The 17,734-nt window shown below is 71.3% G+C and carries 20 protein-coding genes; 2 read left to right on the forward strand and 18 right to left on the reverse strand.

The window, feature by feature from the left end:
- Positions 1-17 precede the first annotated feature (17 nt).
- Positions 18-1,370 carry an NADP-specific glutamate dehydrogenase gene (gene gdhA / locus C892_RS0118280; RefSeq protein WP_017558351.1) on the reverse strand — a complete coding sequence of 451 codons (1,353 nt, stop codon included), beginning with the start codon at positions 1,368-1,370 and terminating at the stop codon, positions 18-20.
- A 332-nt stretch (positions 1,371-1,702) separates the two neighbouring features.
- Here gdhA and C892_RS0118285 point away from each other — a divergent pair, with 332 nt between their 5' ends.
- Positions 1,703-3,247 carry a M28 family peptidase gene (locus C892_RS0118285; protein WP_017558352.1) on the forward strand — a complete coding sequence of 515 codons (1,545 nt, stop codon included), beginning with the start codon at positions 1,703-1,705 and terminating at the stop codon, positions 3,245-3,247.
- Between the two features lie 390 nt (positions 3,248-3,637).
- Positions 3,638-4,243, forward strand: a complete 606-nt coding sequence (locus C892_RS0118290) for a cob(I)yrinic acid a,c-diamide adenosyltransferase (RefSeq protein ID WP_017558353.1) — start codon at positions 3,638-3,640, stop codon at positions 4,241-4,243.
- On the opposite strand, the gene C892_RS0118295 is transcribed toward C892_RS0118290, so the two are convergent.
- The 17 genes from C892_RS0118295 to rpmE all read right to left on the reverse strand — a co-directional run bounded on the left by C892_RS0118295 (position 4,240) and on the right by rpmE (position 17,597).
- Complete coding sequence (locus tag C892_RS0118295; RefSeq protein ID WP_083932588.1) at positions 4,240-4,533, reverse strand: MTH1187 family thiamine-binding protein; 294 nt, start codon at positions 4,531-4,533, stop codon at positions 4,240-4,242. The two genes, C892_RS0118290 and C892_RS0118295, sit on opposite strands and share 4 nt — an antisense overlap.
- Before the next feature lie 40 nt (positions 4,534-4,573).
- Positions 4,574-5,029: a DUF2550 domain-containing protein gene (locus tag C892_RS0118300; RefSeq protein WP_017558354.1), complete on the reverse strand. Its 456-nt coding sequence runs from the start codon at positions 5,027-5,029 to the stop codon at positions 4,574-4,576.
- Between the two features lie 31 nt (positions 5,030-5,060).
- Positions 5,061-5,471, reverse strand: a complete 411-nt coding sequence (locus C892_RS0118305) for a F0F1 ATP synthase subunit epsilon (RefSeq protein ID WP_017558355.1) — start codon at positions 5,469-5,471, stop codon at positions 5,061-5,063.
- Positions 5,472-5,559: 88 nt separating this feature from the next.
- A complete protein-coding gene (atpD, locus tag C892_RS0118310; RefSeq protein ID WP_017538338.1) occupies positions 5,560-7,005 on the reverse strand; it encodes a F0F1 ATP synthase subunit beta in 1,446 nt (481 codons plus the stop codon).
- Positions 7,006-7,014: 9 nt separating this feature from the next.
- Entirely contained in the window at positions 7,015-7,926 is a 912-nt protein-coding gene (locus C892_RS0118315; RefSeq protein ID WP_017538339.1) for a F0F1 ATP synthase subunit gamma, read from the reverse strand.
- A 4-nt stretch (positions 7,927-7,930) separates the two neighbouring features.
- Positions 7,931-9,571 carry a F0F1 ATP synthase subunit alpha gene (gene atpA / locus C892_RS0118320; protein ID WP_017558356.1) on the reverse strand — a complete coding sequence of 547 codons (1,641 nt, stop codon included), beginning with the start codon at positions 9,569-9,571 and terminating at the stop codon, positions 7,931-7,933.
- Between the two features lie 77 nt (positions 9,572-9,648).
- Complete coding sequence (locus C892_RS0118325; RefSeq protein ID WP_017558357.1) at positions 9,649-10,455, reverse strand: F0F1 ATP synthase subunit delta; 807 nt, start codon at positions 10,453-10,455, stop codon at positions 9,649-9,651.
- Positions 10,455-10,994, reverse strand: coding sequence for a F0F1 ATP synthase subunit B (locus tag C892_RS0118330; RefSeq protein WP_017538342.1), 540 nt, complete (start codon positions 10,992-10,994; stop codon positions 10,455-10,457). The genes C892_RS0118325 and C892_RS0118330 overlap by 1 nt, the downstream gene beginning before the upstream one ends.
- A 39-nt stretch (positions 10,995-11,033) precedes the next feature.
- On the reverse strand, positions 11,034-11,252 hold the full coding sequence (gene atpE / locus C892_RS0118335; RefSeq protein WP_017558358.1) for an ATP synthase F0 subunit C: 219 nt from the start codon (positions 11,250-11,252) through the stop codon (positions 11,034-11,036).
- Between the two features lie 115 nt (positions 11,253-11,367).
- Positions 11,368-12,207, reverse strand: coding sequence for a F0F1 ATP synthase subunit A (gene atpB, locus C892_RS0118340; protein WP_017538344.1), 840 nt, complete (start codon positions 12,205-12,207; stop codon positions 11,368-11,370).
- 108 nt (positions 12,208-12,315) lie between these two features.
- A complete protein-coding gene (locus tag C892_RS0118345; protein ID WP_017538345.1) occupies positions 12,316-12,534 on the reverse strand; it encodes a hypothetical protein in 219 nt (72 codons plus the stop codon).
- A 63-nt stretch (positions 12,535-12,597) separates the two neighbouring features.
- Complete coding sequence (locus C892_RS0118350; protein ID WP_017558359.1) at positions 12,598-13,047, reverse strand: Cg1360 family ATP-synthase-associated protein; 450 nt, start codon at positions 13,045-13,047, stop codon at positions 12,598-12,600.
- Between the two features lie 240 nt (positions 13,048-13,287).
- Positions 13,288-14,466, reverse strand: coding sequence for a glycosyltransferase family 4 protein (locus tag C892_RS0118355; RefSeq protein WP_017558360.1), 1,179 nt, complete (start codon positions 14,464-14,466; stop codon positions 13,288-13,290).
- 107 nt (positions 14,467-14,573) lie between these two features.
- The gene (locus C892_RS0118360) at positions 14,574-15,287 is read right to left on the reverse strand and encodes an L-threonylcarbamoyladenylate synthase (RefSeq protein ID WP_017558361.1); all 714 of its coding nucleotides are present in this window, start codon (positions 15,285-15,287) and stop codon (positions 14,574-14,576) included.
- Between the two features lie 64 nt (positions 15,288-15,351).
- On the reverse strand, positions 15,352-16,209 hold the full coding sequence (gene prmC, locus C892_RS0118365) for a peptide chain release factor N(5)-glutamine methyltransferase (protein WP_017538349.1): 858 nt from the start codon (positions 16,207-16,209) through the stop codon (positions 15,352-15,354).
- The gene (gene prfA, locus C892_RS0118370; protein ID WP_017538350.1) at positions 16,206-17,273 is read right to left on the reverse strand and encodes a peptide chain release factor 1; all 1,068 of its coding nucleotides are present in this window, start codon (positions 17,271-17,273) and stop codon (positions 16,206-16,208) included. Before prfA ends, prmC begins: the two co-directional genes overlap by 4 nt.
- Before the next feature lie 114 nt (positions 17,274-17,387).
- The gene (rpmE, locus tag C892_RS0118375) at positions 17,388-17,597 is read right to left on the reverse strand and encodes a 50S ribosomal protein L31 (RefSeq protein ID WP_017538351.1); all 210 of its coding nucleotides are present in this window, start codon (positions 17,595-17,597) and stop codon (positions 17,388-17,390) included.
- Between the last annotated feature and the right edge of the window lie 137 nt (positions 17,598-17,734).

The following is a 17,734-nucleotide window of genomic DNA, read 5'->3' on the forward strand; positions in this document are numbered from 1 at the left end:
TCAGGGAGGCCGCGGGCTCAGATGAGGCCCTGGGCCAGCATCGCCTCGGCCACCCGCTCGAAGCCGGCGATGTTGGCGCCGGCCACGTAGTCGCCGGGCCGGCCGTAGCGCTCGGCGGTGGCGTGGCAGGAGTCGTGCACCGAGCGCATCACCGCGGTCAACCGCTCCTCGGCCCGCGCGAACGTCCACTCCTCCCGGGCGGCGTTCTGCTGCATCTCCAGGGCGCTGGTGGCCACCCCGCCGGCGTTGGCCGCCTTGCCCGGGCCGAAGGCCACCCCGGCCTCCTGGAAGACGGCGACGCCCTCCGGTGTGGTCGGCATGTTGGCGCCCTCGGCCACCGCCCGCACCCCGCCCGCGACCAGGGTGCGCGCGTCGGCCGCGGTGAGCTCGTTCTGGGTGGCGCACGGCAGCGCCACGTCGCAGGGCACCTCCCAGACCCGGCCGCCGGGCACGTGCCGGGCCTCGCCGCCGCGCCGCTCGGCGTAGTCGGACAGGCGGCCGCGCTCGACCAGCTTGACCTGCTTGAGCAGGTCGAGGTCGATGCCCTTGTCGTCCACGACGTAGCCGCCCGAGTCGGAGGCGGTGACCACCGTCGCCCCGAGCTGCTGGGCCTTCTCCGCGGCGTAGACCGCGACATTGCCCGACCCGGAGACCGCCACCCGCATCCCCTCCAGGTCCGCGCCGCGCATGCGCAGCATCTCCTTGGTGAAGAGCACGCAGCCGTACCCGGTGGCCTCGGTGCGCACCTGCGAGCCGCCCCAGTCCAGGCCCTTGCCGGTCAGTACGCCCGCCTCGAAGCGGTTGGTGATCCGCCGGTACTGCCCGAACAGGTAGCCGATCTCCCGGCCGCCCACGCCGATGTCGCCGGCGGGGACGTCGGTCCGGTCGCCCAGGTGGCGGTAGAGCTCGGTCATGAAGGACTGGCAGAACCGCATGACCTCGGCGTCGGACCGCCCCTTGGGGTCGAAGTCGCTGCCGCCCTTGCCGCCCCCGATGGCCATGCCGGTCAGGGCGTTCTTGAAGATCTGCTCGAAGCCGAGGAACTTGACGATCCCCAGGTTCACCGACGGGTGGAACCGCAGGCCGCCCTTGTAGGGGCCCAGAGCGCTGTTGAACTCCACCCGGAAGCCGCGGTTCACCTGCACCCGCCCGGCGTCGTCGGTCCAGGGGACGCGGAAGATCACCTGCCGCTCGGGCTCGGCGATCCGCTCCACCAGCCGGGCCTCGGCGAACTCCGGGCGCCGGGCCAGCACCGGGCCGAGGGTCTCCAACACCTCGTGCACGGCCTGGTGGAACTCCCCCTCACCGGGGTTGCGCCGCAGGATCTCCTGGTAGAGGGGTTCGATGTCGCGGTCGAGGGTCGCCGCCATGCGTGCCTCCGCATACGTTCGCCGTCTGGCAGTCCCGGGAGGCGCCCGACGGCTCCGACGGCTCCGACGACACCGGCGGAACGGGCGCACCCTCGGTTGATGGTAGGCCCCTCCGTGCCACGGCGCCCGCTGCACCCCTCCCGCCCCGGAATGAGACGAAACCGACCATCACAGCACGGATCGGGGCGCATCTGTAACCCCTGTGGCTGAATGTGGCAACGGGCCGTCCGATTTCTTGCCCCTGGGGCGGCCCGGTGACAGGCTGCACGCGAGCTCGCACCGTTCGCGCCCGCCCCTCCATCCCCGGGGCGGGACCGACAGGAGGACGTTCCGTGCGCAGAACCCATTCATCCCCATCCCCCCGCCGCGTCCCCGCGCTGCGCCGTGCGGCCGCCGGAGGCGTCGGCCTCGCGGCCGCCGTCGCGCTGGGCCTGGCCCCGGCCTCCCCCGCCGCGGCCGGAGAGGCCGGCCTGGACGAGCTGGTGACCACCGACGCGATCCGCGGCCACCTGGAGAACCTCCAGACCATCGCGGACTACAACGGCGGCAACCGCGCCACCAGCACCCCGGGCTACGACGTGGCCGCGAGCTACGTCATCGACCAGCTGGAGCAGGCGGGCTACAAGCCCAAGAAGAACGAGTACGAGTACTCGCTGTGGCAGCAGCACTCCGACGCCGAGTTCGCCCGCACCGCGCCGGACTCCTACACCTACACCGAGGACACCGAGTACGCGCCGATGACGTACTCCGCGGGCGGGGACGTGACCGCCCCGGGCGTTGCGGTGGCGCCGGACGCCGCGAACAGCGGCTGCGAGGCCGGCCAGTTCGACGGCTTCCCCGAGGGCGCCGTGGCGGTGATCCGGCGCGGGGCGTGCAGCTTCGCGGACAAGACGCAGAACGCCGCCGACGCGGGCGCGGCGGCGACCGTGGTCTTCAACAGCGGCAGCGACCCGGACGACCCGGACACCACCGAGCTGTTCTACGGCACGCTCGGCTCCGAGAGCGAGATCCCCGCGCTGAGCACCAGCCTGGAGGTCGGCGAGGAGCTCGTCGCGACCGAGGGCCTGGAGCTGCGGGTCGTCGTGGACGCCAGCGTGGTGACCGAGACCTCCTACAACATCATCGCCGACGCCAAGGGCGGGGCGAAGGACAACACGGTGGTCGCCGGGGCGCACCTGGACAGCGTCCCCGAGGGCGCCGGGATCAACGACAACGGCAGCGGCTCGGCAGCGCTGCTGGAGACCGCCCTGCGGTTCCCCGAGCTGGAGGACAAGCCCAAGAACAACGTGCGCTTCGCCTGGTGGGGCACCGAGGAGCAGGGGCTGATCGGCTCCACCGAGTACGTGGCGGGGCTGTCGGAGAAGAAGCTCGACCACATCGGGCTCTACCTCAACTTCGACATGATCGGCTCGCCCAACTACGGGCTGCTCGTCTACGACGCCCGCGGGGAGCTGCCGGACTCGCTGCCCGCCCCCTCGGGCTCGGGCGCGATCCAGAAGACCTTCGAGGACTACTTCGCCGACCAGGGCCACCACACCGAGCCCACGGTGATGGGGCGCCGCTCGGACCACGCGCCGTTCCTCGACGCCGGCGTCCCGGTCGGCGGCCTGTTCAGCGGCGGCGACGCGGTCAAGACCGAGGAGCAGGCCGGGCACTGGGGCGGCACCGCGGGCGAGACGTTCGACCCGAACTACCACACCGAGGCCGACGACATCACCAACATCGACTGGGGCGCGGTCGACATCCTCTCCGGGGGACTGGCGCACTCGGTGGAGACCTTCTCCGAGTCGACCCTGCCGGTCAACGGCAAGATCCGCTCCTTCTCGGCCACGCAGAGCCAGGAGCGGCACCGCGTGGGCGACATGTGGGTCCAGTAGGGACCGCGCCGGCCGAAACGGCACGACGGTAACCACGACGGTAACGGAGCCCGCCGGGGACTTCCCCTCGGCGGGCTCCGCCGCGTCCGCGGCACGGGGCTCACGGGCGGCCGGGGCCCACCGGCCGAGGATCCGGGCGGGCGGCGGGCCCCCCGACCCGCGCCGCCCGCCCGAACCGCTCCGGCCGCCCCTCCCGGGCACGTCCCCTCCGTGCCGGCGCGGCCTCTACCGGATGGCCCCCGGAGCCTCACCCGGTCGACGGTGTCCCCCTCGGCACCGATCGACTACGCTCCGTGCGTTGCGTGTTTCACACGGTATCAGCGCCGCCCCGGGCCCATAACCCCCCGTTGCCGAACGGTTACCCGAGGCGATGCCCTCTAGGGTGGGGCCATGACCAAGAAGGACACCGACAAACCGGTCGTGCTCTCCACGATCTACACGCGCGGCGGCGACGGCGGCCAGACCCGCCTGGGCGACATGAGCCGCGCCCCGAAGACGGACCTGCGCATCGCGGCCTACGCCGACGTCGAGGAGGCCAACGCGGCCATCGGGACCGCGCTGGCGTTCGGGGAGGTCCCCGACGACGTGCGCGCCCTGCTCGGGCGCGTACAGAACGAGATGTTCGACCTGGGGGCGGACCTGTCCGCGCCCCTGGTGGAGAACCCGGAGTTCCCCCCGCTCCGGATCGAGGAGGCCTCCATCACCCGCCTGGAGGAGGCCTGCGACGCCTACAACGCCGAGCTGCCGACCCTGCGCAGCTTCATCCTGCCCGGGGGCGCCCCCGGGGTCGCGCTGATGCACACGGCGCGTGTGGTGGCCCGCCGGGCCGAGCGGTCGGCCTGGGCGGCGATCGAGGAGCACGGGACCGGTGAGGGCGGCGTCAACCCGCTCACCGCGCGCTACCTCAACCGCCTGTCCGACCTGCTGTTCGTGCTGTGCCGGTACCTGGGCCGCGACGGCGGCGAGGTGCTCTGGAAGCCCGGAGGCGAGCGCTAGTCCCCCAGCTCGCGCTCGACGGCCGCGATCTTCTCGGTCAGGCCGTCGGTGACGCCGTCGCGGATGTCGGCCTTGAGGGTCATGCTCACCCGTGACGCCCCCTCGCCGGCGGCCTCCACCGCCCGTTTGACGACGTCCATGACCTCGTCCCACTCGCCTTCGACGGTGGTGAACATGGCATCGGTGCGGTTGGGCAGCCCGCTCTCGCGGACCACGCGCACGGCGCGGGCGACCGCGGGGGCCACCGACTCCCCCTCGCCCATCGGGCTCACTGAGAATGCGACGATCATGCCCTCACCCTAACCGGGCGGGCGGCGCTCAACCGTGGACCTACTCCTGCCAGTGCGTCCCGGGGGGCATCGACTCCAGCCAGGACAGAAAGCCGGTCAGCGCCGCCCTGCCCATGGCCAGCTCGTAGCCGGGCTCCTCGGGGTCGGCGCCGTCCGGGCCGGTCCAGCCGAGCTGGACCACGGCCATGTCGGGGGTGAGCTCGGCCAGGTCGCCGGTGTCGGGCGAACGGCGGCCCACAACGACGAGGCCGCGGCGCGGCAGCGTCGCTGCCGGCCGCGGCCACAGGGACAGGACCCGGTACCAGTGGAGCGCTCCGCTCCCGTACCGCCCCAGTCCGATACGCCAGGGGCCGCCCCCGTAGGGGCGCAGGTAGCACTCGACGGCGCCGCCCCGCCGCTCCAGGGCGTAGCGGCGCACGGCCACCGCCGCCACGGCGGCCAGGGCCGCGGCCAGCAGGACGAACAACGACCACTCGGCGATCTGCACCCCGGTCACCGCTCCCCCACTGCGCGCGCCCCGTCCGCCGTCAGGCCGCGTCCGTGCCGGCCGCCGCCAGGCGGCTGCGCGCCCGCGCGGCCCGCTCCTGGGCCTCGGTGTCCTCCGGGGACCCCCCGCCGGACTCGGTCTCCTCCAGCGCCCGCTTGGCCCGGTCGACGTCGACCTCTTCGGCCAGCTCGGCGACCTCGGCGAGGATGGAGACCCGGCTGTCGTCGGTGACCGACAGGAAGCCGCCGTGCACCGCGGCCCGCACCTCGCCGGTCTCCCGGCCGCCGACCACCCGGACCACCGACCCGGCGGCCAGCAGCGCCAGCACCGGGGTGTGCCCGGGCTGCACACCGAACTCGCCGTCGACCGTCTTGGCGATGACCATGTCGCCCTCGCCCGCCCACAGCTGGCGCTCCGGGGAGACGATCTCGACGAAAAGCCTCTTCGACACTGCCACAAACTCCTTCGTCCGCGGGCGGATCCGCGCCGGGCGGGCCCAAGCGGGCCCGCCCGGCGCGGACGCCTCAGCCCTGCAGCGTCTAGCCCTGCAGCGCCTTGGCCTTCTCGACGGCCATCTCGATGTTGCCGACGTCCAGGAAGGCCTGCTCGGGCAGGTGGTCGTACTCGCCGTCGCACAGGGCCTTGAAGGAGGCGATGGTCTCCTCCAGCGGCACGAACACGCCCGGGTTGCCGGTGAACTTCTCGGCGACGAACATGTTCTGCGACAGGAAGCGCTCCAGGCGCCGCGCCCGGTTCACGATGATCTTGTCCTCTTCGGACAGCTCGTCGATGCCGAGGATGGCGATCTGGTCCTGCAGGTCGTTGTTGCGCTGCAGGATCTCCTTGACGCGCTGGGCCACGTCGTAGTGCTCCTGGCCCACGTACTGCGGGTCGAGGATGCGCGAAGTGGAGGCCAGCGGGTCCACCGCCGGGTAGATGCCCTTCTGCGAGATCGGGCGGGAGAGCTCGGTCGTCGCGTCCAGGTGGGCGAACGTGGTCGCCGGCGCCGGGTCGGTGTAGTCGTCCGCGGGCACGTAGATCGCCTGCATCGAGGTGATCGAGTGGCCGCGGGTGGAGGTGATGCGCTCCTGCAGCTGGCCCATCTCGTCGGCCAGGTTGGGCTGGTAGCCCACGGCCGAGGGCATGCGGCCCAGCAGGGTCGAGACCTCCTGGCCGGCCTGGGTGAAGCGGAAGATGTTGTCGATGAACAGCAGCACGTCCTGCTTCTGCACATCGCGGAAGTACTCCGCCATGGTCAGCGCCGACAGGGCGACCCGCAGACGGGTGCCCGGGGGCTCGTCCATCTGGCCGAAGACGAGCGCGGTGTCCTGGAGGACCTCCATCTCGTCCATCTCCAGGAACAGGTCGGTGCCCTCACGGGTGCGCTCGCCGACGCCGGCGAACACCGAAACACCGCCGAAGTTGCGGGCGATACGGGTGATCATCTCCTGGATGAGCACCGTCTTGCCCACACCGGCGCCACCGAACAGGCCGATCTTGCCGCCGCGCACGTAGGGCGTCAGCAGGTCGATGACCTTGATGCCGGTGACCATCATCTCGGTCTTGGACTCGAGCTGGTCGAAGTCGGGCGCCTTGCGGTGGATCGGCCAGCGCTCGGAGACCTTCAGCTCCGAGGTCGGCACGTCCAGGGACTCGCCCAGGGTGTTGAAGACGTGGCCCTTGACCACGTCCCCGACGGGAACGCTGATCGGCTCGCCGGTGTCGCGCACCTCCGCGCCGCGGACCATGCCGTCCTGCGGGGCCAGGCTGACGCAGCGCACCAGGTTGTCCCCCAGGTGCTGGGCGACCTCCAGGGTGACGGTGCGCTCCTCGCCGCCGACGACGACGTCGGTCTTCAGAGCGTTGTAGATCTCCGGCAGGGAGCCGACGGGGAACTCCACGTCGACGACCGGGCCGGTGACGCGGGCGATGCGCCCCGTGGCCTGCCCCGCCTCGGCGGCGGTCCCTTCAACTGTCGCAGTCACTTTCCTTACTCACTCCCCGCTGGATGCGGCGAGGGCGTCGGCACCGCCGACGATCTCGCTGATCTCGTTCGTGATCTCCGCCTGGCGGGCCTGGTTGGCCTGGCGGGTCAAGGTCTTGACAAGCTCTTCGGCGTTGTCGGTGGCCGCCTTCATGGCGTTGCGGCGCGAGGCCCACTGGGAGGCCGCCGACTCAAGGAGGGCGAAGTAGATCCGGTTCGTCACGTACTGCGGAAGCAGCTGGTCGAGGGCCTCCTCGGCGGAGGGCTCGAACTCGTAGAGCGGGAGCGGACCCCCGTAGTGCTCCTCGATCTCCTCGGGCCCGGCCTCCTCCAGCTCCAGCGGCAGCGCCCGGCGCGCGGACGCCTTCTGGGTCAGCATGGAGACGAACTCGGTCGAGACGATGTGGATCTCGTCCACGCCGCCCTCGGAGGTGTCCTGGGTGAACCGCTCCATGAGGGCGTCGCCGATCTCCTTGGCCTGCAGGTAGGAGGGGCGCTCGGTGATGCCCTCCCACTCGCGCTCCAAGGGGCGCTCCCGGAACCGGAAGTAGCCCACGCCCTTGCGGCCGACCATGTAGGTGACGACCTCCTTGCCCTGCTCCTGGAGCAGGGCGGTGAGGGCCTCGGCCTCCTTGATGGCGTTGGCCGTGTAGGCACCGGCCAGCCCCTTGTCGCTGGTGACCACCAGCACCGCCGCCCGGGTCGGGTTCTCCGACTCGGTGAGCAGGGGGTGGTCGCTGACGCGCCCGGCCACCGCGGCGACCGCCCGCGTGATCTCCTTGGCGTAGGGGCGGGCCGCCTCGACGGCCCGCTGCGCCTTGGAGATGCGGGTGGTGGCGATCAGCTCCATCGCCTGGGTGATCTTCGCCGTCGACTTGGTGGCGCGGATCCTCCGGCGGTAGATGCGAAGCTGTGCTCCCATTCGGCTACTTCCCGGAGCTCTTGGCGACCTTGACGGACTCCTGGCCGACCTCGTCCTCGCCCAGCGCCTCGGCGTCCTCCGAGCCCAGGATGGAGCCGGCGGAGGTCTGGAAGGTCTGCTTGAAGGCGGTGACCGCCTCCTTGAGCGTGGCCTCGGTCTCGTCCTCGAACTTGCCGCTCTCACGGATGGTGTCCAGCACCCCGGCGTGCTCGCGGGCCAGGTAGTCGTGGAAGTCCGCCTCGAAGCGGCGCACGTCCTCGACCGGGACGTCGTCGATCTGGCCGGTGGTGCCCGCCCAGATGGAGACGACCTCCTTCTCCATGGCCAGCGGCTCGTACTGGCCCTGGCGCAGCAGCTCCATGAGCCGCTGGCCGCGCTCCAGCTGCTGCTTGGAGACGGCGTCCAGGTCCGAGCCGAACGCGGCGAAGGCCTCCAGCTCGCGGTACTGGGCCAGGCCCAGCCGCAGCGAACCGCTGACCTTCTTCATCGCCTTGGTCTGCGCGGAGCCGCCCACACGGGAGACGGACACACCGACGTTGATGGCGGGGCGCTGGCCCTGGTTGAACAGGTCCGACTCCAGGAAGACCTGGCCGTCGGTGATCGAGATGACGTTGGTCGGGATGTAGGCCGACACGTCGTTGGCCTTGGTCTCGATGATCGGCAGGCCGGTCATCGAGCCCGCGCCCATCTCGTCGGAGAGCTTGGCGCACCGCTCCAGCAGGCGGGAGTGCAGGTAGAACACGTCGCCCGGGTAGGCCTCACGGCCCGGCGGACGGCGCAGCAGCAGGGACACGGCGCGGTAGGCCTCGGCCTGCTTGGTCAGGTCGTCGAAGACGATCAGGACGTGCTTGCCCTCGTACATCCAGTGCTGGCCGATGGCCGAGCCGGTGTAGGGGGCGATGTACTTGAAGCCGGCCGGGTCGGAGGCGGGGGCGGCGACGATGGTGGTGTACTCCATCGCCCCGGCCTCCTCCAGGGCGCCCTTCACGCCGGCGATGGTCGAGCCCTTCTGCCCCACCGCGACGTAGATGCAGCGCACCTGCTTGTCCGGGTCCCCGGACTCCCAGTTGGCCTTCTGGTTGATGATCGTGTCGATGCAGACCGCGGTCTTGCCGGTCTGCCGGTCGCCGATGACCAGCTGGCGCTGGCCGCGGCCGACCGGGGTCATCGAGTCGATGGCCTTGATCCCGGTCTGCATCGGCTCGCCGACCGGCTGCCGCTGCATCACGGAGGGGGCCTGCAGTTCAAGCTCACGGCGCTCGGTCGTCTCGATCTCGCCCTGGCCGTCGATCGGGCGGCCCATCGGGTCGACGACGCGGCCCAGGAAGCCGTCGCCCACCGGCACCGACAGGACCCGGCCGGTGCGGCGCACCGTCTGGCCCTCCTCGACGCCGGTGAAGTCGCCCAGGACGATGGCGCCGATCTCGCCGATCTCCAGGTTCAGGGCAAGGCCCAGCGTGCCGTCCTCGAATTCGAGCAGCTCGTTCGCCATCGCCGAGGGAAGGCCACCGATACGGGCGGTGCCGTCACCAGCGCTGGTGACGGTACCGACCTCCTCGCGCGCGGCGGCGTCGGGCTCGTACGACTGGACGAAGCGCTGCAGCGCGTTCCGGATCTCCTCCGGCCGGATCGTCAGCTCCGCCATCTCAGGTATGTCCTTGCTCTCGAAGTGGCGCCGCTTAGCCCGGCGCCGTGCGTCTTGCGTTGCGTGTATCCGTCGTTTCAGCCGGCCAGGCGGCGGCGGACCTCCGCGAGCCGCCCGGCGACGCTGCCGTCGATGACCTCGTCGCCCACCCGGATGGACAGGCCTCCGACGAGCTCGGGGACGACCTCGATGTTGAGGTGGATGTCCCGGCCGTAGGTGCGGGTGAGCACTGCGGCCAGCCGGTCCTGCTGGGCCTGGCTGAGCGGCGCCGCGGTGCGCACCACGGCGATGAACCGCCGGGCGCGCTCGGCGACGACCTGTCCGAAGTGCTGCAGTCCCTGTTCCAGGGTACGGCCGCGCGGCCGGGTGACGGCCTCGGTGATCAGAGTCAGCGAGGGGGCGCTGACCTTGCCCGAGAGCAGGTTCTCCACCAGGGTCCGCTTGTGCTCGGCGGCCACGCCCTCGCGGGTGAGCGCCGCGCGCAGGTCCGGCTGGGCTTCGACGATCCGCTCGAACCGGAAGAGCTCGTCCTCCAGCTCGTCGAGCCGGGACCCCTCGGCGCCGGCGGAGACGGCGTAGACCGCCATCCGCTCGGTGGCGTCGACCAGGTCGCGCGGGCGGGACCACTTGGCCCGGACGATGTCGCCGACCACGAGGACCGTGGACGGCGACACCTTGGACTCCAGCAGACCGCCGATCAGCCCCGACTTGGCGTCGGCGTCGGTGGCCTGGTCGGCCAGCGACCGGCGGAGCGAACGCTGGTCCTCGAAGAGGGACACGACCTCGAAGAGCTCGTGCCCCAGCGTGGCGGCGTTCGCCGAGGGGAGGATGGCGTCCAGGCGCCGGGTCACCTCTTCCAGGGAGGTGCGGCTGATCCCACGCATCAGCGCACCTCGGCCCGGTCAGCGCCCTCGGCCTGCTCCAGCTCCTCCAGGAACCGGTCGACCACCCGGCTCTGCACCCCGCTGTCGTTCAGCGACTCACCGACGATGCGGGAGGCCAGGTCCGTGGACAGGGTCCCGATCTCGGTGCGCAGCTGCGCCAGGGCGTGCTGCCGGTCGGCCTCGATCTGCTGGTGCGCCGCCTCGATGATGCGGCGGGACTCGGCCTGGGCCTCGTCCCGCGCCTCGGCGATGATGGCGGCGCGCTGCTCCTTGGCCTTCTCCAGCTCTGCGGCGTACTGGCGGTGCGCCTCGTCGAGCTTCTCCCGGTACTGCTGGCGGATCTCCTCCGCCTCCGCCTCGGCCTTCTTCGCACGCTCGATGCCACCCTCGATCTGGTTGGCACGCTCGTCCAGAGCCGAGGTCAGCTTGGGCCACATCTTGTAGACGACGCCCAAGATGATGAGGAAGGCGATGGAGCCGAAGACGAACTCATCCCAGTGGATGCGCAGGATGTTCTCTTCCGCAGCCAATTCGATCATGGCTGGCATCTCCTTCGAAGTCGCGTTTGAGTCAGCTGGCTACTGGCCGGACTGGATGAACGCGAGAACGAAACCGAGGATGGCCAGCGCCTCGACGACCGCGAAACCGAAGATCATCTGGCCCTGCAGGATGCCGCGGGCCTCGGGCTGGCGGGCGATGGCCTGCACGCCCATGCCGAAGATGATGCCGACGCCGATGCCGGGGCCGATGGCGGCGAGGCCGTAACCGATGGTCGCGAGGCTACCGGTGATTTCCATTCTGAATTCCTCTTTACTCAGACACGCCGACGGGCATTTCGTGCCGTCGAACTGACGTTGATTACCGGACTGGGGTCGTAAAGCGCGCGCACTGCGCGGACCGCGGGAGCGGCCCCTAGTGCGCACCCTCCATGGCCTCACCGAGGTAAATGGAGGACAGCAGGACGAACACATAGGCCTGGACGGCCATGATGAAGAGCTCGAAGGCGGTGAACACCAGGAACCCGATCAGCGCGATCCCGGAGAAGCCCGCGGACAGCAGTCCGAGGCCGGCGTTGGGGGCGCCGAAGAGGTTGAACATGTACCAGCCGCCGGCGGCGAAGACCGCGAGCAGGAGGTGCCCGGCGAACATGGTCGCGAACAGACGGATCATGTGCGTGGCCGGGCGGATGACGAAGTTCGAGAGGGCCTCGATCGGCACCACCACCGGCAGGATCCACACGGGGACGCCGCCGGGGACCAGGCGGGCCTTGATGTGGCCGCCGACGCCGTGCCTGCGGATGCCCACGGCGTTCCACAGGATGAACACGAAGATCGCCAGGACCGCGGGGAAGGCCAGGTTGGAGGTGACCGGCAGCTGGAGGCCGGGGATGAGCCCCATGATGTTCATCGAGAAGATGAACAGGAACAGGGTCAGCAGCAGGGGGATGAACTTGTCCCCCTCCTTGCCCATGGTGGTGCGGGTGATCTGGTCCCGGATGAAGGAGACCAGCATCTCGGCCATGCTCTGCCCGCGGCCCGGGACCACCTTGGCGTTGCGGGTGGTGAAGTACCAGAACCCGGCGGCGACCAGCAGGGCGACCACCAGCACGAGGGTGTACTTGGTGATGCCGGAGGTGGCGGGCAGACCGAAGTCCAGCCACGGGTTGGGGAAGAACAGGCTCGTGCCGGGAGCTTCGAACTTGCAGCCGGGGTCGAAGAGGTGGCAGCCCTCCTCGGAGGCGGCGCTGTACATAACGTCAGCACTCACGGCGAACCCTTTCGTCGTGACGCAACTCAATCCTCGATGTATAGGGCCCTGCCGCGCCGCTCTCGGGGAGCCGCCGGCTACCGGGCTGGACGTTCAGGACCGGACGTACTGGGTGATGATCAGGTAGATCCCCCCGACCAGTCCCAGTAGCAGGCCGATGGGCAGGAACAGCGTGTCGAACCCGAGGGCCCGATCCGCCCCCCAGCCGATGAGGCCCCAGAAGGCCAGGCCCCCCAGCAGATACGAGAGGACCGCGCCGGCGCTCGCGCGGGGCGGCTCTTCGCCGACCACCGCGTCTGTACGCTCGTTCATCTCGTCGCTCCGGAAGATAGCAGGAGGTGATAACCGTTCGCACATCCCCCTGCCGGAGGGGGGTCACCGACGCCCCTCGGCCGGACCGGGCTCGGGCTCCGGTTCGGATTCGGCCTCGGAGGCGGGGACCACGGTCGGCTGCTTGACCCGCTTGGACGCCGCCGCCTGTCCGCCCAGCCAGCACACGATGCAGGCCAGGGCGGTGAAGGCGAAGGCGGTGTGGTCGAAGGCCGTGGACCCGCCGAAGAGCACCAGCACGACCGCGAGCACGCCGACCTTGGTGGTGTAGACCACGAAGGCCACCGGCAGCATCAGCTGCGGGTTGCGCTCGCCGGTCCAGGCGATGACGTAGGCCGACACCGCGAAGGCGCCCAGGACGAGCAGCGCCCCGTAGAGGGCGCCCAGGAGCCCGTGGACACCTGCGGCAGCGGTGGCTGCGGCCATCGCGACCAGGCCGGCAGCGGCCGTGGGAATCGCGGCGCCGCGGAGGATCCGGGCGTCGTGTTCCTGCATGTGCACAGCTCCGGGATGTTCAGTGGGGTGCTTGCTCGTGAAAGCTATCACAAGGATTTCGGACCCCGTTCCCAGGGACCTTTACCGCGAGCTTACCCGTGCCCGAGTTGTCCTGATGCGGGGTGCTTCTCCAGAGTAAGTGCTGGTCTCGGATGCTCGACACCGCCCCCCGGGCACGGCCGGGACCCACGCGCTCCCAAGAGTTCACAGAACCGATCACCGCACGTCGGCCCGTGTTGGTCAGGAGGCGGAGCCGCCGCCCGAGGCGGAGCGCCGGGCGGCCGCGGCGCGGGCCGCGCGGCGGCGGCGCAGCCGCGGGAGGGTGATCAGTCCCACGGCACAGGCCGCTACCAATGTGGTCACGGCCAGGACGGTGTACGGCGAGTCCAGCACCGACAGCGAGACCGAGGCGAAGGCGATGATCGCCGCCCACAGGTACATCAGCAGCACCGCCCGCTGGTGCGAGTGGCCCAGCTCCAGCAGCCGGTGGTGCAGGTGCTTCTTGTCCGGGGCGAACGGCGACTTGCCGGCCAGGGTGCGCCGCACCACCGCCAGCACCAGGTCGGCCAGCGGCAGCGCCAGCACCAGCAGCGGCAGCAGCACCGGGAGGAAGGCGGCCAGCGAGTGGATCCCGCCCAGGCCGCCGGCCTGGGGGGCCGCCTGGTTCTCGGGCAGGAACAGCCCGGTCACCGAGATGGTGATCGAGGCCAGCAGCAGCCCCAGCAGCATGGACCCGGTGTCGCCCATGAACACCCGGGCCGGGTTGAAGTTGTGCAGCAGGAACCCCACGCACACCCCGACCAGGATGATCGCGATCATCGCCGGGTAGGACTGGCGCTCGAAGCCGCGGTCGACGGCGGCCACGTAGTAGTAGGCGAAGAACGCCATCGAGGAGATGGCGACGATGCCGGCGGCCAGCCCGTCCAGCCCGTCGGCGAAGTTGACCGCGTTGATGGTGACCAGCACCAGCAGCACCGACAGCACCGCCCCCAGCCAGGGGCCCAGCGACAGCTGCATGCCCGGCAGCGGCAGCCACAGCAGCTGCACACCCTGGGAGACGAGGATGCCGGCGGCCGCGGTCTGCCCGGCCAGCTTGGGCACCGGGCCCATCCCCCACCGGTCGTCGATGATCCCGATCACCGTGATCAGCCCGCCGCTGAGCAGCAGCCCGGCCCAGATCTTGGCGGTGTCGGTGCGGAAGACCTCCTGCAGGTGCGGCAGCTGCGCCGAGATCAGCAGCGCCGCGGCGAACCCCCCGTAGATCGCCACCCCGCCCATCCGCGGGATCGGCTCGGTGTGCACGTCGCGGTCGCGCACCGGCGGGACGGCCCCGACCGCGATCGCCGCCCTGCGCACGAAGGGGGTCAGCAGGTAGGTGACCGCCAGGGCGATGACGAAAGTGAGCGCGTACTCACGCACGGCGTGACCGGTGGCCTTTCACGGACGGACGGCACGGGACGGGAAGGTACGGGGCGGGCGGCACGGGAACGGGCCGCGGGTGGCCACGAACCTAGCACCTTCGGGGGTCAGTCCGCGGAACCGTCGTCCGGGGAACCGCCGTCCGCGGGCTCCTCCGCCGGCGTGCGGCGCGGCCGCGCCTCGCCGATCACGGTCCCGCACACCGCGCGCAGCCGCTCCATGGAGACCGCGCCCAGCCGCAGCACCCGGGGCACCGCGTAGGTCAGGTCGACGATGGTGGAGGGGACGTCGTCGGCGCAGGGGCCGCCGTCCAGGTAGACCGACACGCTCTCGCCCAGCTGGGCCTCGGCCTCGGCGGCGGTCGTCGCGGCCGGCTCGCCCGAGGTGTTGGCGCTGCTGACCGCCATCGGGCCGGTCTCCTTGAGCAGCTCCAGGGCGACCGGGTGCATGGGCATGCGCACCGCGACCGTGCCCTTGGTGTCGCCCAGGTCCCAGGACAGGCTCGGGGTGGCCTGGCAGACGAGGGTCAGCGGCCCCGGCCAGAACTCGTCGATGAGGTCCTGGCCGTGCCCGCCCAGGTCCTCCACCAGCGCGTGGGCGGCGCGCACCGAGCCCACCAGGACCGGCGGCGGCATGTCCCGCCCGCGCCCCTTGGCCTGCAGCAGCGAGGCCACCGCGGCGGGGCCGAAGGCGTCGGCGCCGATCCCGTAGACGGTGTCGGTCGGCAGCACCACCAGCTCGCCCCGGCGCACGGTCGAGGCCGCGTCGGCGATCCCGTCCTTGCGCTCGGACTCCTGCGCGCAGTCGTAGCGGCGGCTCATCGGTCCCCTTCTCCCAGGCCTGCTCGGATCACGCGGATCACGCGGATCCCTCGGATCAGTCGGATCAGTCGTCGGCGCGGCGCATGACCACGAACCGGTCCCGGTGGGCCAGGTCCTTGCGGTTGCGCACGTCGCGCCAGCCCCGCTCCTCGGGGAAGAGCGGGGGGATGTCGATGCCCTGCCCGTCGCCGTGCTCGATGGCCATGGCGCCGCCCGGCCGCAGCAGCCGGCGGCCGACCGCCTCCAGGTCGCGGATCAGGTCCAGCCCGTCGGCGCCGGCCCACAGGGCGGGGGCGGGGTCGTGGTCGCGCACCTCCGGGGGGATGGCGCCGGCCTGGCCGGTGGGCACGTAGGGGGGGTTGCTCACCACCATGTCGGCCCGGCCGTCCAGCTCGCCGAGCGCGGTGCGCATGTCGCCCCGGTGGGCGGTGACGCGCTCGCCGTGGCCGCTGGCGTCGATGTTGCGCTGGGCCCAGGCCAGCGCCTCGGGGTCGAGTTCGACGGTGTGCACCCGCGAGCGGGGCACCTCCTGGGCGATGGAGATGGCGATCGCGCCGGAGCCGGTGCCCAGGTCGACCACGACCGGGTCGGCCACGTCCATGGCGCGCAGCGTGTCGATCGCCCAGTCGACCAGCAGCTCGGTCTCGGGGCGGGGGGTGAACACCCCGGGGCCCACCCGCAGCTCCAGGTAGCGGAAGTAGGCGCGGCCGGTGATGTGCTGCAGCGGCTCGCGGGCGGCGCGGCGGGCGACGCACTCCCAGTACAGGGCGTCGAAGTCGGAGTCGGCCACCTGGTGGAGCTCTCCTCGACGAACGCCGTGCACGAACGCCGCCAGCTCCTCGGCGTCGGTGCGGGGCGAGTCGACGCCCGCCTCGGCCAGCCTCAGCGTGGCGCGCGCGACTTCGTCGAGCAGGAAGTTCATGACTGGGCCTGCTCCAGCCTTTCCTTGGTGTCGGCGTCGATGAGGGCCTGCAGCACGCCGTTCAGGTCGCCGTCGAGGACCTGGTCGAGATTGTAGGCCTTGTAGCCGACCCGGTGGTCGGAGATGCGGTTCTCCGGGAAATTGTAGGTGCGGACCCGCTCGGAGCGGTCCACCGTGCGCACCTGGCTCTTGCGCTCGGCGGCCGCCTCGGCGTCGGCGCTGGCCTGGGCCTCGGCGTAGAGCCGGGCGCGCAGGATGCGCATCGCCTGCTCCTTGTTCTGCAGCTGGCTCTTCTCGTTCTGGCAGGAGACGACGATGCCGGTGGGCAGGTGGGTGATGCGCACCGCGGAGTCGGTGGTGTTGACGCTCTGCCCGCCGGGGCCGGAGGAGCGGTAGACGTCGATGCGCAGGTCGTTGTCGTGCACCTCGACCTCGATGTCCTCGGCCTCGGGCACCACCAGCACCCCGGCGGCCGAGGTGTGGATGCGGCCCTGGGACTCGGTGACCGGGACGCGCTGCACCCGGTGCACGCCGCCCTCGAACTTGAGCCGGGGCCACACGCCCTCGCCGGGCTCGGAGGCGCCCTTGTTCTTGAAGGCGATGGTGATGTCCTTGTACCCGCCCAGGTCGGACTCGGTGGCGTCGATGACCTCGGTCTTCCAGCCCCGCTGCTCGGCGTAGCGCAGGTACATGCGGACCAGGTCGCCGGCGAACAGGGCGGACTCCTCGCCGCCCTCGCCGGCCTTGACCTCCATGATGACGTTCTTGTCGTCGGCGGGGTCGCGCGGGATCAGCAGCACCCGCAGCCGCTCGGTGAGGCGCTCGCGCTCGGCCTCCAGGCGCTCGGCCTCCTCGGCGAAGGAGCGGTCCTCGGCGGCCAGCTCGCGCGCCGCCTCCAGGTCGCTCTCCACCTGCTGGAGCTCGCGGTAGGCGGCGATGACGGGGGTGAGCTGGGAGTACCGCTTGCCCAGGGAGCGCGCGCGGCCCGGGTCGGCGTGCACGTCGGGGTCGGCGAGCTGCTGCTCCAGCTCGTAGTACTCGCCGAGGAGGTCGTCCAGCTTCACGTGTCGTCAATCCCCATCGATGGCGCGGTGTGCGGTCCCTGTCGTGCGGCCCCTGTCGTGCGATCGCGGCGCCGGGACGCCCCCAGGGCGTCCCGGCGCCGCGGCGGGCAGGCGCTACTTGCGCTTGCCGAAGCGCTTCTCGAAGCGGGCGACCCGGCCGCCGGTGTCCATGATCTTCTGCTTGCCCGTGTAGAACGGGTGGCAGGCGGAGCAGACGTCCGCGCGGATGGCGCCCTCGCGCTTGGTGCTGCGGGTGGTGAAGCTGTTCCCGCAGGTGCAGGTCACCTGGGTGACGACGTACTCGGGGTGGATGTCGGCCTTCACTGGATCTCCTCGCTGTGTGCGGTCGCCGGACGCGCGCCGCGGAAGGAACGCGGACACGGATGGGTGGTCCTCGGCGCGCGCGAACCGGTACCGCCGGTCGCTGTCGACCTGGCGTGCCCCTGCGCTGGGCAGAGGGG

The organism is Nocardiopsis baichengensis YIM 90130, assembly GCF_000341205.1.
GTDB lineage: Bacteria > Actinomycetota > Actinomycetes > Streptosporangiales > Streptosporangiaceae > Nocardiopsis_A > Nocardiopsis_A halophila.

Coding starts and splice junctions, on each gene's coding strand:
- gdhA (WP_017558351.1), bottom strand. CDS start 1,370: ATGGCGGCGACCCTCGACCGCGACATCGAACCCCTCTACCAGGAGATC.
- C892_RS0118290 (WP_017558353.1), top strand. CDS start 3,638: ATGACCAAGAAGGACACCGACAAACCGGTCGTGCTCTCCACGATCTAC.
- C892_RS0118295 (WP_083932588.1), bottom strand. CDS start 4,533: ATGATCGTCGCATTCTCAGTGAGCCCGATGGGCGAGGGGGAGTCGGTG.
- C892_RS0118315 (WP_017538339.1), bottom strand. CDS start 7,926: ATGGGAGCACAGCTTCGCATCTACCGCCGGAGGATCCGCGCCACCAAG.
- atpA (WP_017558356.1), bottom strand. CDS start 9,571: ATGGCGGAGCTGACGATCCGGCCGGAGGAGATCCGGAACGCGCTGCAG.
- C892_RS0118325 (WP_017558357.1), bottom strand. CDS start 10,455: ATGCGTGGGATCAGCCGCACCTCCCTGGAAGAGGTGACCCGGCGCCTG.
- C892_RS0118330 (WP_017538342.1), bottom strand. CDS start 10,994: ATGATCGAATTGGCTGCGGAAGAGAACATCCTGCGCATCCACTGGGAT.
- atpE (WP_017558358.1), bottom strand. CDS start 11,252: ATGGAAATCACCGGTAGCCTCGCGACCATCGGTTACGGCCTCGCCGCC.
- atpB (WP_017538344.1), bottom strand. CDS start 12,207: ATGTACAGCGCCGCCTCCGAGGAGGGCTGCCACCTCTTCGACCCCGGC.
- C892_RS0118345 (WP_017538345.1), bottom strand. CDS start 12,534: ATGAACGAGCGTACAGACGCGGTGGTCGGCGAAGAGCCGCCCCGCGCG.
- C892_RS0118350 (WP_017558359.1), bottom strand. CDS start 13,047: ATGCAGGAACACGACGCCCGGATCCTCCGCGGCGCCGCGATTCCCACG.
- C892_RS0118360 (WP_017558361.1), bottom strand. CDS start 15,287: ATGAGCCGCCGCTACGACTGCGCGCAGGAGTCCGAGCGCAAGGACGGG.
- prmC (WP_017538349.1), bottom strand. CDS start 16,209: ATGAACTTCCTGCTCGACGAAGTCGCGCGCGCCACGCTGAGGCTGGCC.